At 61.1% G+C, this 16,888-nt stretch carries 13 protein-coding genes and 1 pseudogene; 6 read left to right on the plus strand and 8 right to left on the minus strand.

Features of this window, described 5'->3' with window-relative positions; translation table 11 throughout:
- Positions 1 to 16: 16 nt before the first annotated feature.
- Positions 17 to 481, plus strand: a complete 465-nt coding sequence (locus tag HQ912_RS00340; RefSeq protein WP_047230510.1) for an SRPBCC family protein — start codon at positions 17 to 19, stop codon at positions 479 to 481.
- 872 nt (positions 482 to 1,353) lie between these two features.
- Here HQ912_RS00340 and HQ912_RS28025 read toward each other — a convergent pair.
- Positions 1,354 to 2,139, minus strand: a complete 786-nt coding sequence (locus tag HQ912_RS28025; RefSeq protein ID WP_371517439.1) for a methyl-accepting chemotaxis protein — start codon at positions 2,137 to 2,139, stop codon at positions 1,354 to 1,356.
- A 117-nt stretch (positions 2,140 to 2,256) separates the two neighbouring features.
- A pseudogene (locus HQ912_RS28030) lies at positions 2,257 to 3,282 on the minus strand (cache domain-containing protein); the annotation flags it as partial.
- A 203-nt stretch (positions 3,283 to 3,485) separates the two neighbouring features.
- Here HQ912_RS28030 and HQ912_RS00350 point away from each other — a divergent pair.
- The 3 genes from HQ912_RS00350 to HQ912_RS00360 all read left to right on the plus strand — a co-directional run bounded on the left by HQ912_RS00350 (position 3,486) and on the right by HQ912_RS00360 (position 7,568).
- Complete coding sequence (locus HQ912_RS00350) at positions 3,486 to 3,986, plus strand: sigma-70 family RNA polymerase sigma factor (RefSeq protein ID WP_047230328.1); 501 nt, start codon at positions 3,486 to 3,488, stop codon at positions 3,984 to 3,986.
- A complete protein-coding gene (locus tag HQ912_RS00355; RefSeq protein ID WP_173406326.1) occupies positions 3,976 to 4,977 on the plus strand; it encodes a FecR domain-containing protein in 1,002 nt (333 codons plus the stop codon). The genes HQ912_RS00350 and HQ912_RS00355 overlap by 11 nt, the downstream gene beginning before the upstream one ends.
- A gap of 86 nt (positions 4,978 to 5,063) precedes the next feature.
- Positions 5,064 to 7,568, plus strand: coding sequence for a TonB-dependent siderophore receptor (locus HQ912_RS00360; RefSeq protein ID WP_076383229.1), 2,505 nt, complete (start codon positions 5,064 to 5,066; stop codon positions 7,566 to 7,568).
- Positions 7,569 to 7,721: 153 nt separating this feature from the next.
- Here HQ912_RS00360 and HQ912_RS00365 read toward each other — a convergent pair whose 3' ends face one another.
- Positions 7,722 to 8,795, minus strand: a complete 1,074-nt coding sequence (locus tag HQ912_RS00365; protein ID WP_047230302.1) for a fatty acid desaturase — start codon at positions 8,793 to 8,795, stop codon at positions 7,722 to 7,724.
- Positions 8,796 to 8,895: 100 nt separating this feature from the next.
- Here HQ912_RS00365 and HQ912_RS00370 point away from each other — a divergent pair, with 100 nt between their 5' ends.
- Positions 8,896 to 9,900: an AraC family transcriptional regulator gene (locus HQ912_RS00370; RefSeq protein WP_047230303.1), complete on the plus strand. Its 1,005-nt coding sequence runs from the start codon at positions 8,896 to 8,898 to the stop codon at positions 9,898 to 9,900.
- A 142-nt stretch (positions 9,901 to 10,042) separates the two neighbouring features.
- Here the strand turns inward: HQ912_RS00370 and HQ912_RS00375 are convergent, their stop codons facing one another.
- Entirely contained in the window at positions 10,043 to 10,729 is a 687-nt protein-coding gene (locus HQ912_RS00375) for a Crp/Fnr family transcriptional regulator (protein ID WP_047230304.1), read from the minus strand.
- Positions 10,730 to 10,816: 87 nt separating this feature from the next.
- On the opposite strand from HQ912_RS00375, the gene HQ912_RS00380 reads away from it, so the two are divergent.
- On the plus strand, positions 10,817 to 11,341 hold the full coding sequence (locus HQ912_RS00380; protein WP_076383226.1) for a DUF962 domain-containing protein: 525 nt from the start codon (positions 10,817 to 10,819) through the stop codon (positions 11,339 to 11,341).
- A gap of 130 nt (positions 11,342 to 11,471) precedes the next feature.
- On the opposite strand, the gene HQ912_RS00385 is transcribed toward HQ912_RS00380, so the two are convergent.
- The 4 genes from HQ912_RS00385 to HQ912_RS00400 all read right to left on the minus strand — a co-directional run bounded on the left by HQ912_RS00385 (position 11,472) and on the right by HQ912_RS00400 (position 16,886).
- Positions 11,472 to 13,694: a GMC oxidoreductase gene (locus HQ912_RS00385; protein WP_173406327.1), complete on the minus strand. Its 2,223-nt coding sequence runs from the start codon at positions 13,692 to 13,694 to the stop codon at positions 11,472 to 11,474.
- Entirely contained in the window at positions 13,691 to 14,203 is a 513-nt protein-coding gene (locus HQ912_RS00390) for a sorbitol dehydrogenase (RefSeq protein WP_173406328.1), read from the minus strand. The genes HQ912_RS00385 and HQ912_RS00390 overlap by 4 nt, the downstream gene beginning before the upstream one ends.
- Positions 14,193 to 15,563, minus strand: a complete 1,371-nt coding sequence (locus tag HQ912_RS00395) for a cytochrome C (RefSeq protein ID WP_173406329.1) — start codon at positions 15,561 to 15,563, stop codon at positions 14,193 to 14,195. Before HQ912_RS00395 ends, HQ912_RS00390 begins: the two co-directional genes overlap by 11 nt.
- A 333-nt stretch (positions 15,564 to 15,896) precedes the next feature.
- A complete protein-coding gene (locus HQ912_RS00400; protein WP_076383223.1) occupies positions 15,897 to 16,886 on the minus strand; it encodes a sulfate/molybdate ABC transporter ATP-binding protein in 990 nt (329 codons plus the stop codon).
- Between the last annotated feature and the right edge of the window lie 2 nt (positions 16,887 to 16,888).

A 16,888-nucleotide genomic window follows, 5' to 3' on the forward strand; every position in this document is an offset into this window, starting at 1 on the left:
AAAAAGGAGCAAGACCATGAATGCACTTCAACCCGACACCTTGATCAAGAACCCCCACGCCTGCGAGGTCGAAACGTCAGTGGAAGTACCCGCCAACGCGGCGAGCGTCTGGGCAGTGGTGGGCAATTTTGCAAGGTTCGATCGATTCATCCCGGCACTTGAGCACATCGAAATGACCGGCGAGGGCGTGAGGTCCCTGCGCAAGAAGTTTTTCCGCGACGGGCAGAACCTGGTGGTGGAACAGCTCAACAGCCATGATGACCAGGCCATGCACATGACCTGGACGCTGATCTACAACACCCTGGGCATCGATAACCTGTGGGCGGCAATGCGCGTCGAGCCCCTGGCGGACAACCGCTGCCGCGCTACCTGGACCATCATCGCCGACCACACCGATGCCCATACCCCGTCCGGCTTCCGAGATTTCCTGCAAGGGTTTGCCGATGAGGCGATGGGGAATGTGCAAGTGATGTTCAAGTAAACCTTGTGGGAGCGAGCCTGCTCGCCAAAGCGGCGGGTCAGCTGGCGATGATGTTGGCTGTGCTGTCGCCATCGCGAGCAGGCTCGCTCCCACACTGATTTCGGTTGGGCGCAAGATCCAGTCACACCGCCAATCCCCTGTGGGAGCGAGCTTGCTCGCGAAAGCGGTGGGTCAGCTGGCGATGATGTTGGCTGTGCTGCCGTCATCGCGAGCAGGCTCGCTCCCACACTGATTTCGGTTGGCCGCAAGATCCAGTCACACCGCCAATCCCCTGTGGGAGCGAGCTTGCTCGCGAAAGCGGCGGGTCAGCTGGCGATGATGTTGGCTGTGCTGTCGCCATCGCGAGCAGGCTCGCTCCCACACTGATTTCGATTGGCAGCAAGATCCAGTCCCACCGCCGATTCCCTGTGGGAGCGGGCTTGCTCGCGAAAGCGGTGGGTCAGCTGGCGATGATGTTGGCTGTGCTGTCGCCATCGCGAGCAAGCTCGCTCCCACAGTTTTGGTTCCGGGGTGGGCGCAAGATCCAGTCACACCGCCAATCCCCTGTGGGAGCGAGCTTGCTCGCGAAAGGGGTGGGTCAGCTGGCTGATGATGTTGGCTGTGCCGCCGTCTTCGCGAGCAGGCTCGCTCCCACACTGATTTCGGTTGGCCGCAAGATCCAGTCACACCGCCAATCCCCTGTGGGAGCGGGCTTGCTCGCGAAAGCGGCGGGTCAGCTGGCGATGATGTTGGCTGTGCTGTCGCCATCGCGAGCAGGCTCGCTCCCACACTGATTTCGGTTGGCCGCAAGATCCAGTCACACCGCCAATCCCCTGTGGGAGCGAGCCTGCTCGCGATGGCGGCGGCACGGTTGGCGGTGAGGTCGGCTGAGATCAGATCTTGAAGCTGTCCACCAACTGCTTCAGCCGATTGGCCTGTTGCGACAGGGCATCGCAATCCTTCAGGGTTTCATTGAGGTTGGCGACGCTTTGCTGGTTCAGCAGGTTGATGTGGCTGACATCCATGTTGAGGGTTTCCACCACGGCGGTCTGTTCTTCGGTGGCCGCGGCCACCGACTGGTTCATGCCGTCGATTTCACCGATGCGCTGCGTCACGCTGACCAGCCGCAGACCCGCCTGGTTGGCCACTTCCACACTTTCTTCGCTGGAAAGCTGGCTGGCGTTCATCGTCGTCACCGCTTCACGGGAACCGACCTGGAGCGAGGTGATCATCTTGTGGATTTCTTCCGCCGACTCCTGGGTGCGGTGCGCCAGGTTGCGCACTTCATCGGCCACCACCGCAAACCCACGCCCGGCTTCACCGGCACGGGCCGCTTCAATGGCAGCGTTCAGCGCCAGCAGGTTGGTTTGCTGAGAGATGCCCTTGATCACGTCCAGGATGTGCCCGATGTTGTCGGTGCTGGCGTTCAGGGTTTCGATCTGGGTGCACGAGAGGCTGATCTTCTGTGACAGCTCGGTCATGGCCTGGATGGTTTTTTCCACCACCTGGCGTCCGTCATCGGCTTGTTCGCTGGCACCGCTGGCCTGTTGCGAGGCGTCGGCGGCATTGCGGGCGATTTCCTGGGTCGCGGCGCCCAACTGGTTGATGGCCGCCGCCACGCTGTTGGTGCGGGCGCTCTGTTCGTCGGAGCCAATGAGCGAGGCATTGGACGAAGTCATCACCCGCTGCGACAGGTCATGCACTTGCCGAGTGGCGGAAGACACTTCCGAGATCGACGCGTGAATCCGCTCCACGAATTGGTTGAACGAGCTGCCCAGCTCACCGAACTCATCCTTGCCCTGTACCACCAGACGCCGGGTCAGGTCGCCTTCACCTTGGGCGATGTCCTGCATGGCGCGCCCCATGGTGGTCAATGGACGCATCAACACCTGGATCAACAGGCTCAGCAACAACGCAATGGCCGCCACCGCCACAAACATCGCAATCAGCGCCGAGGTACGGAAATGGCTCAGCGGTGCGTAGGCCTTGTCTTTGTCGATCGACAGACCGATGTACCACTGGGTATTCGGCAGGCCTGCGACGGGGGTAAACGAAAGAATGCGATCCTGCCCATTGAGCTCAACCTCCTGGATACCTTTCTCGATGCGCACTGGCGTACCGGGGTAGATGTCCTTGAGGTTCTTCATCACCTGGTCCTTGTCCGGGCTGACGATGACCTGGCCGTCGCCGCTGACCAGAAACCCATGGCCGATGCCGCCGAAATCCACGGAGTTGATGATTTTCACCAGGGTTTCCAGGCTCAGGTCGCCCCCCACCACACCGAGCAACTCACCGTTGTGCTTCACCGGCAGGGCGATGGTCACCACCAGGCCGCCGACCGCAGCCAGGTAGGGCGGGGTCAGCATGGTTTGATCGATGGTGACTGCCTGTTTGTACCAGGGGCGCTGGCGCGGGTCGTAGCCGTCGGGCATTTTTGCGTCAGGGCGCTGGGTGAAGACGCCGTTGGCCTGACCCACGTAAGTGAACTGGAAATTCGACGTCAGCGCCGGCTGATCCACCAGCCCCGGCAGATCGGCACCCGCGCCCTGGTGCGCAATATTCTGCGCCAGGTTTTCCAGCACCAGCACCCGGCCGCTCATCCAGTTCTGGATGCTGCTGGCCGTCAGGTCGCCGGACTGCTGGATGGAGGATTCGAGACTGCTGCCAATGGTTTTTCGTTGCAGGTAGTCGTTGTAGAGCGTGAACAGGGCAAAAGCCAGAACGACCACACCAGAGGCGGCCAGAAGGATTTTATGGCTGAACTTCAGATTCATCGACAGGCTTCTTATGCAGGGAGTGGGGGTGCATTCCGGTTGCAGCATTCATGTCACAGCGCGGGCGGACTTGTGATCTGCTCCACTTTGGTGCACGCATATAACGCTGTCGGCAAAAGTTAAAAAAATATGAGCCCTTTAAACAAATGGGCGACGGAAGGACACGGTGCGTCGAACGGTGGTTGCAAATTCACTGACCCCTGATGACAATGCGACCTATTATCATTTGCGACATCCAGGCCTTCGCGTTCATGTCATCTCCCGAGTTTGCAGTACAGACGCTCTACAGCAACCATCACGGCTGGCTTCACACATGGCTGCGCAGCCGCTTGGGCAATGCTGCCGACGCAGCGGACCTGGCCCAGGACACTTTCGTGCGCCTGCTGCAACGCACCGAACGCCTGGAGCTCAAGTCGCCCCGCGCCTTTCTACGCACCATCGCCCAAGGCCTGGTGATCGATCATTGGCGCCGGGAAGAAATCGAACGCGCTTACCTGGAATCCATCGCCCACCTGCCACCCGCCCAAGCCCCCGACACCGAAGCCCAGGCCTTGATCCTGGAGCTGCTGGAAGCCATCGCCAGAATGCTCGAGGGCCTGAAGCCGAAAGTGCGCAGGGCATTTCTGTTGGCCCAGTGCGAAGGCCTGACGTACAAGCAGATTGCCGAGCAGATGGGCATTTCCTTGCGCTCGGTGGAACGATACGTCGCCGATGCGCTGTATCACTGCTATGTGTTGCGCTATGAAAGCTGAGCCTGTGGATAACGTGTTGAATCGACGCAGCGGCCCATCCCAACAGGTAGTCAGGCAAGCGATCAACTGGCTGCTGCGCCTGCGCAACCATGCTGCCAATCCGGCCTTGCGCCAACAATGCGAGGTCTGGCGCGCCGCCCATCACGAACACGAATTGGCCTGGCAGCGGGTGCAAGCGCTGCACAGTGAGTTGACCTCGAACCTGCGGGCGGTCCCCGGCGCCCACGTCGCTCTCGACACCCTGGAAAACAGCGCCCAGCGACTCGGTCGGCGCCAGGCCTTGAAACTGTTGTCGGGGGTGGCGCTGATAGGCTCCGCCGCCTGGCTGGGCAAGGACCTGGGCTGGCAGCCGTGGAGCGCGGATTTCGCCACTGCCACCGGCGAACATCGAGGTTTCCAGTTGCCCGACGGTACGCGGCTTGAACTGAACACTGACAGCGCCGCCGACCTGGACTACACGACCGAGCATCGCCTGATCAGCCTGACGCGAGGTGAAATCATGCTCACCTGCGGTCGCGATCCCGCGCGGCCGCTGCTGGTGCGCAGCCGACATGGCCTGTTCGAAGGGCTGGACGGGCGCTTCGTGGTGCGGCAGGACAATGCCTGCACACGCCTGAGCGTCACCCGTGGCAGGGTCGCGATCCTTTCACACCGTGGCGCCGATGGTGCCCCGCTACAGGTGAGCGCCGGGCAGAGCTATCTGCTCAGCTCATCGACAGCGACCATGGCGCCGCCGCTGGATATGGACATCGGCGCCTGGGCGGAGGGTTTGCTCGTGACGCGCAACATGCGTCTGGAGGACTTCCTCAACGAGGTAGGACGTTACCGCCAGGGCTATCTGAAATGCGCCGCGTCGATTGCGGACCTGCGCTTGTCAGGCGTTTTCCGCCTGGAAGACACCGACAGGTTGCTGGCCGTCCTGCCGCGCACGCTCCCCGTTCAATTACGCTATCGAACCCGTTGGTGGGTCACGGTGCAGGAATCGGTCTGATTTTTTTTGGCGGGTTTTGCGCGCAAGTCCGGCTAGGACAGTAAGCAACGCTTATCTGCCCTTAGCGACTCCAACGGAAACCCACAATGACTGAGTGCGTAAACCTCAACACCCCCTTTGGCTGCTCCTCGCAAACAGGCCTGTTGCGCCATGCCATCCGTGCTGCACTGTTCTGCACGGTGTTGAGTGCGGGCGCCGTGCCAATGTTCGCCGTCGCGGCGCAAGACGGTGTCACCACCGCGCGCCAGAGCTACAACATTGCCGCCGGCCCCCTGAGCGATGTGCTGAACCAGTTCGCTCGTCAGGCCGGCATCACCCTGGCAAGCACTCCGCAGCAGACGAGCGGTATCCAGTCCCCGGGACTGCACGGCGAGTATTCGACGGACCAGGCCCTGAGCCATCTTCTCAGCGCTTCAGGCCTGACCGCCGTCAGCCCGGATGGCAGCAGCTATGTGCTGCAAACCGAGGCCTCGGGCGGCACGTTGGCGCTGCCGACCACCGACATCAAGGGGTTTGCCCTGGGTAACGCGTTGGGCAGCATGGCGGGCTACAACGCCACCCACAGCCAGGTCGCCACCAAGACCAGTACCGCCCTGCGGGAAACCTCGCAAAGCGTCTCCGTGGTCACCCGCGAGCAAATGGACGACCAAGGCGCGCAAACCGTCTCCCAGGCCATGCGCTACACCCCAGGGGTATTGACCAACCCCTACGGCGCGACCCATCGCTACGACTACGTGGCGATGCGCGGCTTCAACGATGGCTCGGTGGACAACATCTACCTCGACGGCCTCAAGTCCATGGGCGACAGCGGCACCTACAGTTCCATGCAAGTCGACCCGTACTTCCTTGAGCGGGTCGACATTCTCAAAGGCCCGTCCTCGGTGCTCTACGGGCGTAGCTCGCCCGGCGGCCTGGTGGCACTCACCAGCAAGAAACCGCTGTACGAGGCCTATCACCAAATCCAGGCCACGGTCGGCACCCAGGGCCAACGCGGCATGGGCTTCGACTTTACCGGGCCGGTGGATGACGACAAACGCATCGCCTATCGCCTGGTGGGCCTGGCGGATACGTCCGACACGCAGTTCGACCACACCAAGGAAAAGCGCTTTGCCCTCGCCCCCACGGTGAGCATCGACTTTACCGAAGACACGTCGCTGACACTTCAGGCCTACCTGCAGCACGACCCCGACGGGGGTTATCACGGCGGCATGCCAGCCGACGGCACCTTGCATCAGCGCAACGGCAAGCGTATCTCGGAAAATTTCTTCGAAGGCGAGCCGGGCGTCGATGGCTATGAACGTGATCAGCAGTCGTTCGGCTACCAGTTCGAACACCGTTTCAACGATGTCTTCACCGCCCGGCAGAACTTCCGTTACCTGGACTCCCAAGTCACCAATGATCAGGTCTACGCCTACGGCTGGACCACGCCGACCAGCAACGAGCTGAACCGCTACTACACCGGTGCCGAAGAAAAACTGCATTCGTTCATCGTCGACAACATGCTGCAGGCTGAATTTTTCAGCGGGGCGACCAAGCACACCGTGCTGATGGGCGCTGACTATCAGCGGCGCAAGACCGTGGTGGATTGGACCAGCGGCAGCCTGGCCCCGATCAACGCCTTCGACCCGGTCTATGGCAACTCGGCTATCACCTACTTCAGCCCCACCAGCTACCTGCGACGCCTGGAACAGACCGGTGTCTACCTGCAAGACCTGATCGAGATGGATAAATGGCGTTTCTCCCTGGGCCTGCGTCAGGACTGGGTGAAAACCTCGGATGAAAACCGCATCGCTGAGTTCGGCCGCCCGGAAGGCACCGAGATCAACGACAAACGCAGCAAGCTCACTGGCCGTGCCGGGGCGCTGTACCTGTTCGACAACGGCCTGGCGCCGTACGTCAGCTACTCCGAGTCGTTCAACCCCAACTCCTACGCCGACAGCGCCGGCAACCCGCTGTCGCCGACCGATGGCAAGCAATGGGAACTGGGCCTGAAGTATCAGCCACCGGGTACGGATGACCTGTACACCGCCTCGCTGTTCCGCATCGACCAGGAGAACCTGGCGACCAAACTGCCCCAGGAAAACTTCTACCGCGCCGTCGGTGCCGTTCGCTCCCAGGGCCTGGAACTGGAAGCGCACCTGCAACTGACCGAGCAGTTCAAAGTGCTGGGCAGCTACACCTTCACCGATATCGAATATTCGAAATCGATGATCAGCACGTTGAGCACCACCACCGACATCATCGAAAACAAGGGCAACTCACCGACCCAGGCCCCACGCCACATGGCTTCGGTGTGGGCGGACTACAAGTTCGACAGCGGCGCGCTCGATGGCCTGCGACTGGGCGGTGGCGTACGTTATGTCGGCTACAGCTGGGCCGATGCGGAAAACACCATGAAGGTGCCGTCCTATACGTTGTTCGATGCGTCGGTGGGGTATGACCTGGGCAAGGTCGGCTTGAAAGGCGTGGACGTGCGCCTGAACGCAAACAACCTGACCAACGAAACCTACGTCGCCTCCTGCGCCAGCCTGAGCTACTGCTACCTGGGCGAAGAACGCAACGTGGCGGCGACGGTGAGTTACCAGTTCTGACCCGTTCTCTTTGGTAACTCATTCTCTGTGGCGAGGGAGCTTGCTCCCGCTGGACGCGAAGCGGCCCTGTTTTTTGGGGGGCTGCTGCGCCACCCAGCGGGAGCAAGCTCCCTCGCCACAAGGTTCGGTTTTTACTTCTCGAACCTGTTTGCGTCAAACCCGCACCGCATCCCCTTCCTCCCGCACCACACCCTCTTCCCGCACAAACCGGTTCGCCCGCCCAAACGTGCCGAAATCATTGAACCGCACGCCCATCTCACGCATCACTTTGTGGGCCACCGGCACCGTCATCTGGCGGATGTAGAACGGCTCTTTGACCACGAAATGATGGACCCCGTGGCTACTGCCGAAGTTGAAGCAGAACGCCTGCAATGGCCACAGCCACCAGGGGTTGAGCACCTGGGTTTGCTGGATGACATTGCCCGGCTCGATGTCGCCGTAGTAATGCATGTTCGAGCTGATGAAATGCAGGCAAAAGGTGCGCAGCACGTTCGGGCCGATGATCACCACCGCTGCGATGTCGATCACGTGCATCACTGCCAGCGTGGTTGCCGACCAATCAATCGACGTGCCAAGCAAATAGGCGACAGCGTTGGCCCCATGGAAACCGAGAAACACGTACCACGCGCCCCAGTGCAACAGCGCCAGCGGGAAATACACCTTCAGCGTGCGCTTGAGGATGCTGCGCTTGTGCGCCCAGGTCTTGGCCCGCAGCAAGCGAATGAAGGCCGACATCACGTTGTCGCCCACCATCAGCAAGCGCGCCAGCCCCCAGGGCTCGCCATTGGTAATGGCCCGCTCTTCCAGGTCGGCCTCGCTGCCGGACACTTTGTGATGATTGAGGTGCAAATGGCGGCGGATCCACGGGTTGATGGTGCTGGGCCGCGCCAGCCAGACCAGGCCCATCATCAGGTTGTGGGGTACGCGTTGCTTGCGAAAATACATGCTGTGGATCAGGTCGTGTTCCAGCTCGTGGGTCAGTGAAGCGAAAAAAGCGTTGAGCAGCAGGCATGCCCAACCGGCCAGGTGACCGTTGATGTAGAGCAGCGCCGAACCGACCATCCCGGCCAGGGCGAACGCCAGGATGCCCGCGCCCAACGCATCCTGATGACGCAGGATCGGGTAGCGCTGGCGCAGTTCTTCGCCTCGGGCCAAGACTACCTGGCGAATATGGGCCGATCGCTGTTGTGCATTCAATCGCTCGGGGCTTGCGCAAGTGCCGTGCATGGCTTACATCCTCTTCTATCGATGTGCTCATCCTGCCGGGCGATGCCCCCTAGGGTGGTAGCCGTAAACGCCAACCTGTTGACCGCAAGCGCCAATCGCCATGACTGAACCCACCTCCCTCGCCAGTTGGACCCGCGCCCTGCGCAAACAGCTTGATGCGTTGGGCCTGGACAGCCATGCCCTGTGCCTGGAGGCCGGGCTCGATCCGCAGTTGATGGACGACCCGAATGCCCGTTATCCGCTCTCGGCCACCACGCGCCTGTGGGAACTGGCCGTGCAGGCCAGCGGTGATCCGGCGATCGGCCTGCGGGTTTCGCGCTTCGTCAGTCCCACCACGTTCCACGCTCTGGGTTATGCCCTGGTGGCCAGCGGCAGTTTGCGAGAAGTGTTTGAGCGAATCGTGCGTTATCACCCGGTGGTCAGCGATGCGTTGATGCTGCAACTGAGCCGCTGCGAAGACCGATACCGCTTCACGCTCGACGTGCCCCAAGGCCGGGCGACGCCGGCCTTTGAAGCCATCGATGCGTTCGCCGCGATTTACGTGCGCACGTGTCGCAACCGACTGGGCCGCGATTACGCGCCGCTGGCGGTGTACTTGCGGCGCCCGGAACCGACGGACCCCGGCCCCTGGCATAAAGTGTTCCGTTCACCTGTGTATTTCGGCGCCGAGCAAGATTGCCTGGAATTCAGCCTCGTCGATTTCGACAGCCACCTGGACGACGCCAATCCGGAGCTGGCTGAACACAACGAGACGGTACTCAAGCGCACCCTCGCCCAGCTCCAGCCGCTGACCTGGGAGCGCAAGGTGCGAGCCGCTATCGAGGCCCAACTGCCCGAAGGCGAACCCAGCGCCGAGCGCATCGCCCAGGCCATGCACCTGAGCCTGCGCAGCCTGCAACGGCATTTGGCCGATGAAGGCTGCCGCTTCGACACGCTGCTTAACGAATGTCGGGAAAACCTGGCACTGCTGCACCTGCGCGACCCGCAGTGCTCACTGAGTGAAGTCGGTTATCTTCTGGGCTTTGCCGATGCCAGCAGCTTCAGCCGGGCGTTCAAGCGCTGGACCGGAATGACGCCGGGGCAGTTTCGGGATGGGTTGCGCTAGGGGTTTGCGTTGGCTGGGCCGGCCCTATCGCGAGCAGGCTCGCTCCCACATTGTCTTGAGGTGAACTCAACATTCAGGCCCGCCACCAACGCTGTGGGAGCGAGCCTGCTCGCGATAGCGGTGGATCAGTCGATACAGGCCTTCAGATCGTGGTCAATGCCCGCAACCGCTCGATATCCAGGATTTCAATCTCACCATAAGCCAGCTGCACAATGCCCTGGGCCTGAAGGTCCTTGAGGATCTGGTTGGTGGTCTGGCGCGACAGTGAGAGCATGAGCGCCAGTTGCTCCTGGGGCAGTTGCAAGACCCGTCGCGCCGGTTCGATTTCGCCGTAGCCTTCGGCGATCATCAGCAGGCGATTGGCAACACGTACCGGGGCGGGCATCAGGCTCAGGTGTTCGAGATTGATGAAGGTCAGGCGCAGTTTGTGGCTCATCAGCCGCGCAATATCTCGCCAATAGACCGGATGTTCTTGCAGAAACGCCATCAACGGCGCCTGAGGCAAGTGCAGCAAGGTGCACTGGCCCACGCTCACCGCGTCATGGGTGCGCGGCTGGCCATCGAACAGGCAGATTTCACCAAACCAGTGGGGGGCTTCCACCACACTGAGCAGCGCTTCCTTGCCCTGTTCGTTCACTGCGCCGATCCGTACCGCGCCCTCCAATACGGCGTACATCCCGCAGGGTGGGTCACCGCGCTGAAACAGCCGATGCCCCGGCACCAGGCGGCGCACCCGCGACATGCCCAACAGACTATTCTGTAACTCAGCGGGCAAGTGGCTGTACCAGTGACCGGCCAACAGGTGCGAGTGCCAGGGATGGGTATTCATGGAAACTCCGGGACAAGTGTCGGCTAACTGACAGAACGCCTCGTGGAACCCGGGCATCATGCAGGCATCACCTCAGGAGGAACAACAATGAAAAGCCTCGTTGATCATCTCAGTCAATACGCTGCCTACCACCGCGACCCACGCAACATCGCCACGCACTTCATCGGTATTCCGCTGATTTTCGTCGCCGTCGCCGTACTGCTGTCACGGCCGGGTTGGCCGGTGGGCGCGGTCCTGGTGTCGCCGGCGCTGCTGATAGCGGTAGCCAGTGCCTGGTTCTATCTACGCCTTGAGTTGCGCCTGGGGGTGCTGATGACGGTACTGCTGGCCCTGGCGCTATGGCTGGGCCAGGTGCTCGCCGCGCAAAGCACCTTGGTGTGGCTGGGCAGTGGCCTGGGGATGTTCGTGGTGGGCTGGGTGATCCAGTTCGTCGGTCACTATTACGAAGGCCGTAAACCGGCGTTCGTCGATGACCTCACCGGGTTGATTGTCGGGCCTCTGTTCGTGGTGGTGGAGGCGGGTTTCCTGCTGGGGCTTCGTAGCGAACTGAAGCGGGCCATTGAAGAACGCGCCGGGCCCGTGGCCTTGCGTCACCAACGCTCGGCCGTCTGAATCTGTGGGAGCAAGGCTTGCCCGCGAAGGCATCGCCTCGGTCTATCAAGCTACACCGAGGTGTTTGCATCGCGGGCAAGCCTTACTCCCACAAGCTCGCTCCCACAAGAGTCAGGCCTTACCGCTCAGGTTACAGCGCACCAAACTCGACCCGTATCGTCAGCGCGCCGGTGTTATCTTTCAAGCCAGACCCATGTTGCCCGGTCAGGTCATCGTTGATGCACAGTTGCAGTTCCCCTTGCTGGTCGCTCGGAACCTGCGCCAGATCACCCACCAGGAACGGCGTTCCATCGTTGCCCACACGACCGATCAAGGCGCCTTCGGCGGCACCGGGCAAGGCATAGCTGCTGTAGTCGATGTGCCGCGAACCACCGTTTCCATCGACATTGCCGCCCTGCGGACTCGCGCACCATAACCCCCTGACGTAGCGAACCACGCGCGGTATCAACCCGTTGATCTGCACTCCAGTGCCCTGCCAGGCGATGTTGGATTGGACCTGCATGGTCACCGCCTTCAGGTCGTTGGCCACGGTGTCCCCGGCTTGGAACGACAGCGCCGCAATCGTCAGGCTCGGGTTCGAGGTGCCCGTGCTGGGGAACACGCCATCGCCCACCAGAAACAGGTTCTTGTGGTCCCAACTGCGCTGGTATTTGTCCACCACCGACTTGGCTGGATCATCGCCCATGCGATAGGTCCCCATCAGGTGTCCGGCGCCCTGGAAGCTGTAATCTTCGCCTTTGTAGTTGAAGGTCCCTTTGCCAATGGGTGCTGTCAGTTCCACGGCGCCAAGCAGGTCCTTGATGATGTGGCTCGCCAGTATCTTCGCCTGCCTGAAACCTTCCTTGGTGTAATCGGACAGGTCGTAGTGGATTTCCGGCCGAAGAATGCCGAGCCCGTCCTTGTAGTTATCCGTCGAGGGCACGATGTAGCTATTGGACTGGTCGGGATGGTCTTCCACCTGTTCCACCAGGAAGCCGATCCGAAACTGGCGGATGAACAGTTCGTTGAGTTTTTTGATCAGTGCCGTGCCGTACAGCGCTTCAGTGGGCGGCGGCGGTGTCTCTTTCGCCGGCAATGGATTGGTGCGACTTATGTTCTTCCCGTCGATAAAATCGGCCACGGTGACGTAAGGATCGCCAACCGGCCAGTTCCAGCCTTCATTGCCAATTTCGATGCGCCATGCCGCTCGCTGGCTGCGGAAGGCACCGTCACGCAGGCCCTCGATGCCCGCCGTGGACACCGGGCCACGATATGGGAAAACCGTCTTGCCTTCCGGCATCAGCCCCCACGCCAGGTAAATCGGATGATCGGACAGGCTGCGTCCCACCTGCCCGCTGCTGTTGGCCACACCTTTAGGCCAGTCCGGGGTTTTGGAGTTGAGCAACAATTTAGGGGTTTCGATGGCATGGGCCGCGATCACGTAACGCTGCCCGATGGCCACACCGTTTCCCGTCTTCGGTCCCTCGCCAAGCTGATATTGAATGAATTCGATGCCATTGATGTTCTTGTCCGGGCCCACGGTCACTTTGCTGGCCACGGTCCGGTACATGACCCGGACGTTGCCGGTGGCCCGGGCCTTGTTCATGGTCACCGTGGCGTCGTACTTGGCCTGGATCGGGCAGATCGGCGTGCAGTTGGTATTGCCGGCACACACCCGGCGCCCGGCGTAGGGCTGGGAATTGCGCCCCGCCGGGGTCGGACTGACCACCAGCGGCAAGCCGTCGAACGTCTGCCCGGTCACGGCGCTGACAAAACTGCCGTCAACCAGTGACAGCGGAATGCTGTGCATCGGGAATGAATAGCCCTCGGGAAAGGTCATGCCCAGATAAGCCTGGTCGGCGACATTGGCCGACACACCGATTTCCGCCTCGGCCCGGCAATAGGCACTTTGCAAATCGTCGTAGCCGACCGGCCAGTCCACCCCGACGCCGTATTTGCTCTTCAGGCGAAAATCGTTCGGTACCATGCGCAGGCACGTTCCGACCCAATGCCAGGTCGTCCCGCCGCCCACCCGTTCATAGGTGCTGTTGAAGGGCAACGGGCCTTTCTGCACCAGGTAACTGATTTCCGGTTTGTCCCAACCCAGGATCAGATCGGCGATGGTTGCCCGCGGGGCATTTTCCTTGGTCGGGTCGCGCGGTGTGTCCAGGGTCGATACCGGAGGATAGGGCGACTCCGGGGTTTTCAGGGTCGCCGTGTAGAAGCGCTCCAGATACTGCGTACGATTGGCAGGGATCTCCGGGCCCGATTCGAGCACCAGCACATCCACGCCAGCCATGCCCAACTGATAGGCAATGATGCTACCGGCCAGGCCCGCACCAACGATGACCACCTCTGCTTGTTCGGTACTCATGACGAAGCTCCTTGCTGCGCGTTGGCGGCTACCCCGGTGTAATCCTCAAGGCTGGGCGGCGTCGTGTTCCAGTAGCCGAAGAACATCTCGCTGTAGCCCATAGGGTGAGCCTGGGCGGCTTTCCAGGCCCATCCATTGATATAAGCCTGGTCGGACACCACCGTCTGCTCATCCTTTTTGAAACTCGCCGCGTCATAGGGTTGGTACCAGACGCCCAGCAACCACAGCTTCATGATCGAACGCGCGGCTTTGGCGGTCTGCGTGTCGGCCGGTAGCGCTCCGTCCATCAATACCGCTTGGGCGATCTGATCCGGGGATTGATTGTCCCCCGCCAGGTTGGCGTATTGAGTCAGCAATGTACTGAGCACATCAGGCGTGATTCTTGGCGTGATGAATTCAAGAAACAGCGGAGGCAAACCCACCTGGTCGATCGCCGGTGCCAATCGCTCAGTGGAAATGCCAGTCAGGACCGATGAAAGGCCTACGAAATTTTCCAGATCACTGCTCATGCTTGACTCCTTGTCCAGTCGTGGACTGCGCGCGTTCGAGCAAATAGGTGAAATCCGCGAAGCTGGTGCGCGGCGATTCGGTGACATGGGTAGCCGCATTGCCATGACACGCCATGCAACTGGAAGACGCTTGGGGCACGGTGCCCTGGATGTAGGTTTCCAGCGTGGCGTTGGCCAGGAACAACGGGGCAGGATTGCCCAGCGGGTTGGCGGCTGATATCTGACAGTTGGGCTGTGGTGCCGACGGCCACTGGGTACTGATCAATTGATAGTTCGCCCAGACGCTCTGTGGGTTGACCGTACGCAACAGCGCTTGATAGGTGGCGTTCAGGGTTTTGGTGGCTTCGGTCAGCGGTATCTCACGCACGATCTGCGAGGGGGTTGCCTTGACCGCCGGGTTCCATGGCCGGGGCGGCGGCTGGTTGATATCGCTTTGGCTGGCAGCGTTGTAGAACAGATAAGGTCCCACCCGTTGGGCCGGGGGGGTGGTCTGTTCGGGTACGTTTTTTACATGTTCAAAGGTCGACCAGACCCACTGCGCGGCGCTGTCGGTCTTGTGAACGATGTGCAGTCCCACCAACCCCACCGGTTCGGACTTGCACGACTCCCCGACAATGGGTCCTTTGCTCGGGTCGCTGTTTCCCGGTGTATAGACCAGCGCATCGACGGTGTGAAAATCCTGCGGACGATCATTGGCGCCCAGCACTTTCCACGATGCTTTCACCATCAGCGCGCCGACGTCCTGTGTCTTGGCCGAGCCGCAACTGAAAGCCACGGCGTTGGTCGGGTTTGCGGCAAAAAACTTCTGCTGGCCTTCGATGCTGTACAGACCATTGTCGACAATGGAATTGAACATCGATCGGTTGACCACGATTTCGTTGCGCGTATAGGTACCGTTCTGATCCACCAGCGGGCCGCTCTCGAAAGGCTGGATAAACTCATCCAGCACATCGGGCACCTTGCCCATCTGCTGCAACAGGCGCCCGGACTTGAGCGACTTGCACGCTTCGGGAAGCGTCGCCGGCGCGTCCCAGGCCAACGGCGCCTGACCCTTGGCCCGGAAGATCTGGTAGCTCTCTTTCCAGCTTTCCCACACCGTTGCCCCATCCTGTTTGCCGATGGGGGTACCGGTATTTGGATTGCCGTTGTCCAGCGCCGGCCAGTTCAGGGCAATGAAGGTCTGCCATGACAGGTCATCGAAATCGCGCTGAAGGCTGGCCAGCGTGGGATGTTCCTCGGCAACCGTGACATCGAAGGGTATCTGCGGTGACAACGAGGGGGTGGCGCTGACGGATGGGCTCAATAAAACGCTTAGCAAGGCACAGCCAAACGGGCCATGCCGACTGACTTCCATTCTCATGCTTTATCTCCTTGGCATCAGGGCGCCAGGAGATAACACCGGTCCGTCATGAACTCTCACTGCCTCCTGGCACGTCAGAGTCTAGGTAGGGATTTAGATGGGAAAAGGTATTGGTGTAGAACCAATCGAAGCAACGTTGGGCGGGGTTATTCAGATTCTGATCGGGGCGTGAGTGGGACCGCCATCGCGAGCAGGCTCGCTCCCACAGGAGACTGGGGCTGGGCCGCAGATGTTGTGGCCGACACCGCTCCCACAGGTTTTTTGGGTTGCCCACAGACTTGTGGTCAAGCCCATTCCACTGTGGGAGCGAGCCTGCTCGCGATGCTTTTGATCTTAAAGGTTTGAGACTTTCTGCCAGACCTTCGGCTTGAAGAACAGCGTCTCGCCCTTCGCCAGGCCCACCAGACTGTCGTGGTCCTTCACCACTTCAGCTTCGATCAGATCGCTCTGGCCTTCCACCTTCAGGGTCACCCGGGTGGTGGCGCCCAGCGGGCGAATGTCGCGCACTTCGGCGGCGTGGTGATCCTCCAGTTCCGAACGCGACAGCGAGACTTCGTGAGGGCGGAACAGCACATGCCGGTCTTCACCCAAGTGCAGGCGGTTCGAGTCGCCGAGGAAGTGGTACACAAAATCACTGGCCGGGTTTTCGTAGACATCGCCCGGCGAGCCGATCTGCTCGATCACGCCCTTGTTCATCACCACGATCCGGTCGGCGACTTCCATGGCTTCTTCCTGGTCGTGGGTCACGAACACCGAGGTCAGGTTGATGTCCTCGTGCAACCGCGCCAGCCAGCGCCGCAGTTCCTTGCGAACCTTGGCGTCGAGGGCGCCGAAGGGTTCATCCAGCAGCAGCACTTTAGGCTCCACCGCCAGGGCACGGGCCAGGGCGATACGCTGACGCTGGCCGCCGGACAGCTGCTCCGGGTAACGGTCGGCGAGCCAGTCCAGTTGCACCATGTTCAACAACTCGTGGACCTTGGTCGCGATCTGGCTTTCGTTCGGGCGTTGGTTCTTGGGCTTCATGCGCAAGCCGAAGGCAACGTTGTCGAACACCGTCATGTGGCGGAACAGGGCATAGTGCTGAAATACGAAACCGACGTTGCGATCACGCACGTCGTGGCCGGAAACGTCCTCGCCGTGGAACACGATGTTGCCCTGGTCCGGGGTTTCGAGGCCGGCGATGATCCGCAGCAAGGTGGTCTTGCCGCAACCCGACGGCCCCAGCAGGGCCACCAACTCGCCGCTCTGGATGTCCAGGCTGATATCGTCCAGGGCCTTGAAGGCGTGGAAATTCTTGCTGACGTTACGAACTTCGATCGACATGA

This window comes from Pseudomonas sp. MPDS, from assembly GCF_013283895.1.
Taxonomy (GTDB): Bacteria; Pseudomonadota; Gammaproteobacteria; order Pseudomonadales; family Pseudomonadaceae; genus Aquipseudomonas; species Aquipseudomonas rhizophila.

Coding starts and splice junctions, on each gene's coding strand:
- HQ912_RS00340 (WP_047230510.1), top strand. CDS start 17: ATGAATGCACTTCAACCCGACACCTTGATCAAGAACCCCCACGCCTGC.
- HQ912_RS28025 (WP_371517439.1), bottom strand. CDS start 2,139: ATGACTTCGTCCAATGCCTCGCTCATTGGCTCCGACGAACAGAGCGCC.
- HQ912_RS00350 (WP_047230328.1), top strand. CDS start 3,486: ATGTCATCTCCCGAGTTTGCAGTACAGACGCTCTACAGCAACCATCAC.
- HQ912_RS00355 (WP_173406326.1), top strand. CDS start 3,976: ATGAAAGCTGAGCCTGTGGATAACGTGTTGAATCGACGCAGCGGCCCA.
- HQ912_RS00360 (WP_076383229.1), top strand. CDS start 5,064: ATGACTGAGTGCGTAAACCTCAACACCCCCTTTGGCTGCTCCTCGCAA.
- HQ912_RS00365 (WP_047230302.1), bottom strand. CDS start 8,795: ATGCACGGCACTTGCGCAAGCCCCGAGCGATTGAATGCACAACAGCGA.
- HQ912_RS00370 (WP_047230303.1), top strand. CDS start 8,896: ATGACTGAACCCACCTCCCTCGCCAGTTGGACCCGCGCCCTGCGCAAA.
- HQ912_RS00375 (WP_047230304.1), bottom strand. CDS start 10,729: ATGAATACCCATCCCTGGCACTCGCACCTGTTGGCCGGTCACTGGTAC.
- HQ912_RS00380 (WP_076383226.1), top strand. CDS start 10,817: ATGAAAAGCCTCGTTGATCATCTCAGTCAATACGCTGCCTACCACCGC.
- HQ912_RS00385 (WP_173406327.1), bottom strand. CDS start 13,694: ATGAGTACCGAACAAGCAGAGGTGGTCATCGTTGGTGCGGGCCTGGCC.
- HQ912_RS00390 (WP_173406328.1), bottom strand. CDS start 14,203: ATGAGCAGTGATCTGGAAAATTTCGTAGGCCTTTCATCGGTCCTGACT.
- HQ912_RS00395 (WP_173406329.1), bottom strand. CDS start 15,563: ATGAGAATGGAAGTCAGTCGGCATGGCCCGTTTGGCTGTGCCTTGCTA.
- HQ912_RS00400 (WP_076383223.1), bottom strand. CDS start 16,886: ATGTCGATCGAAGTTCGTAACGTCAGCAAGAATTTCCACGCCTTCAAG.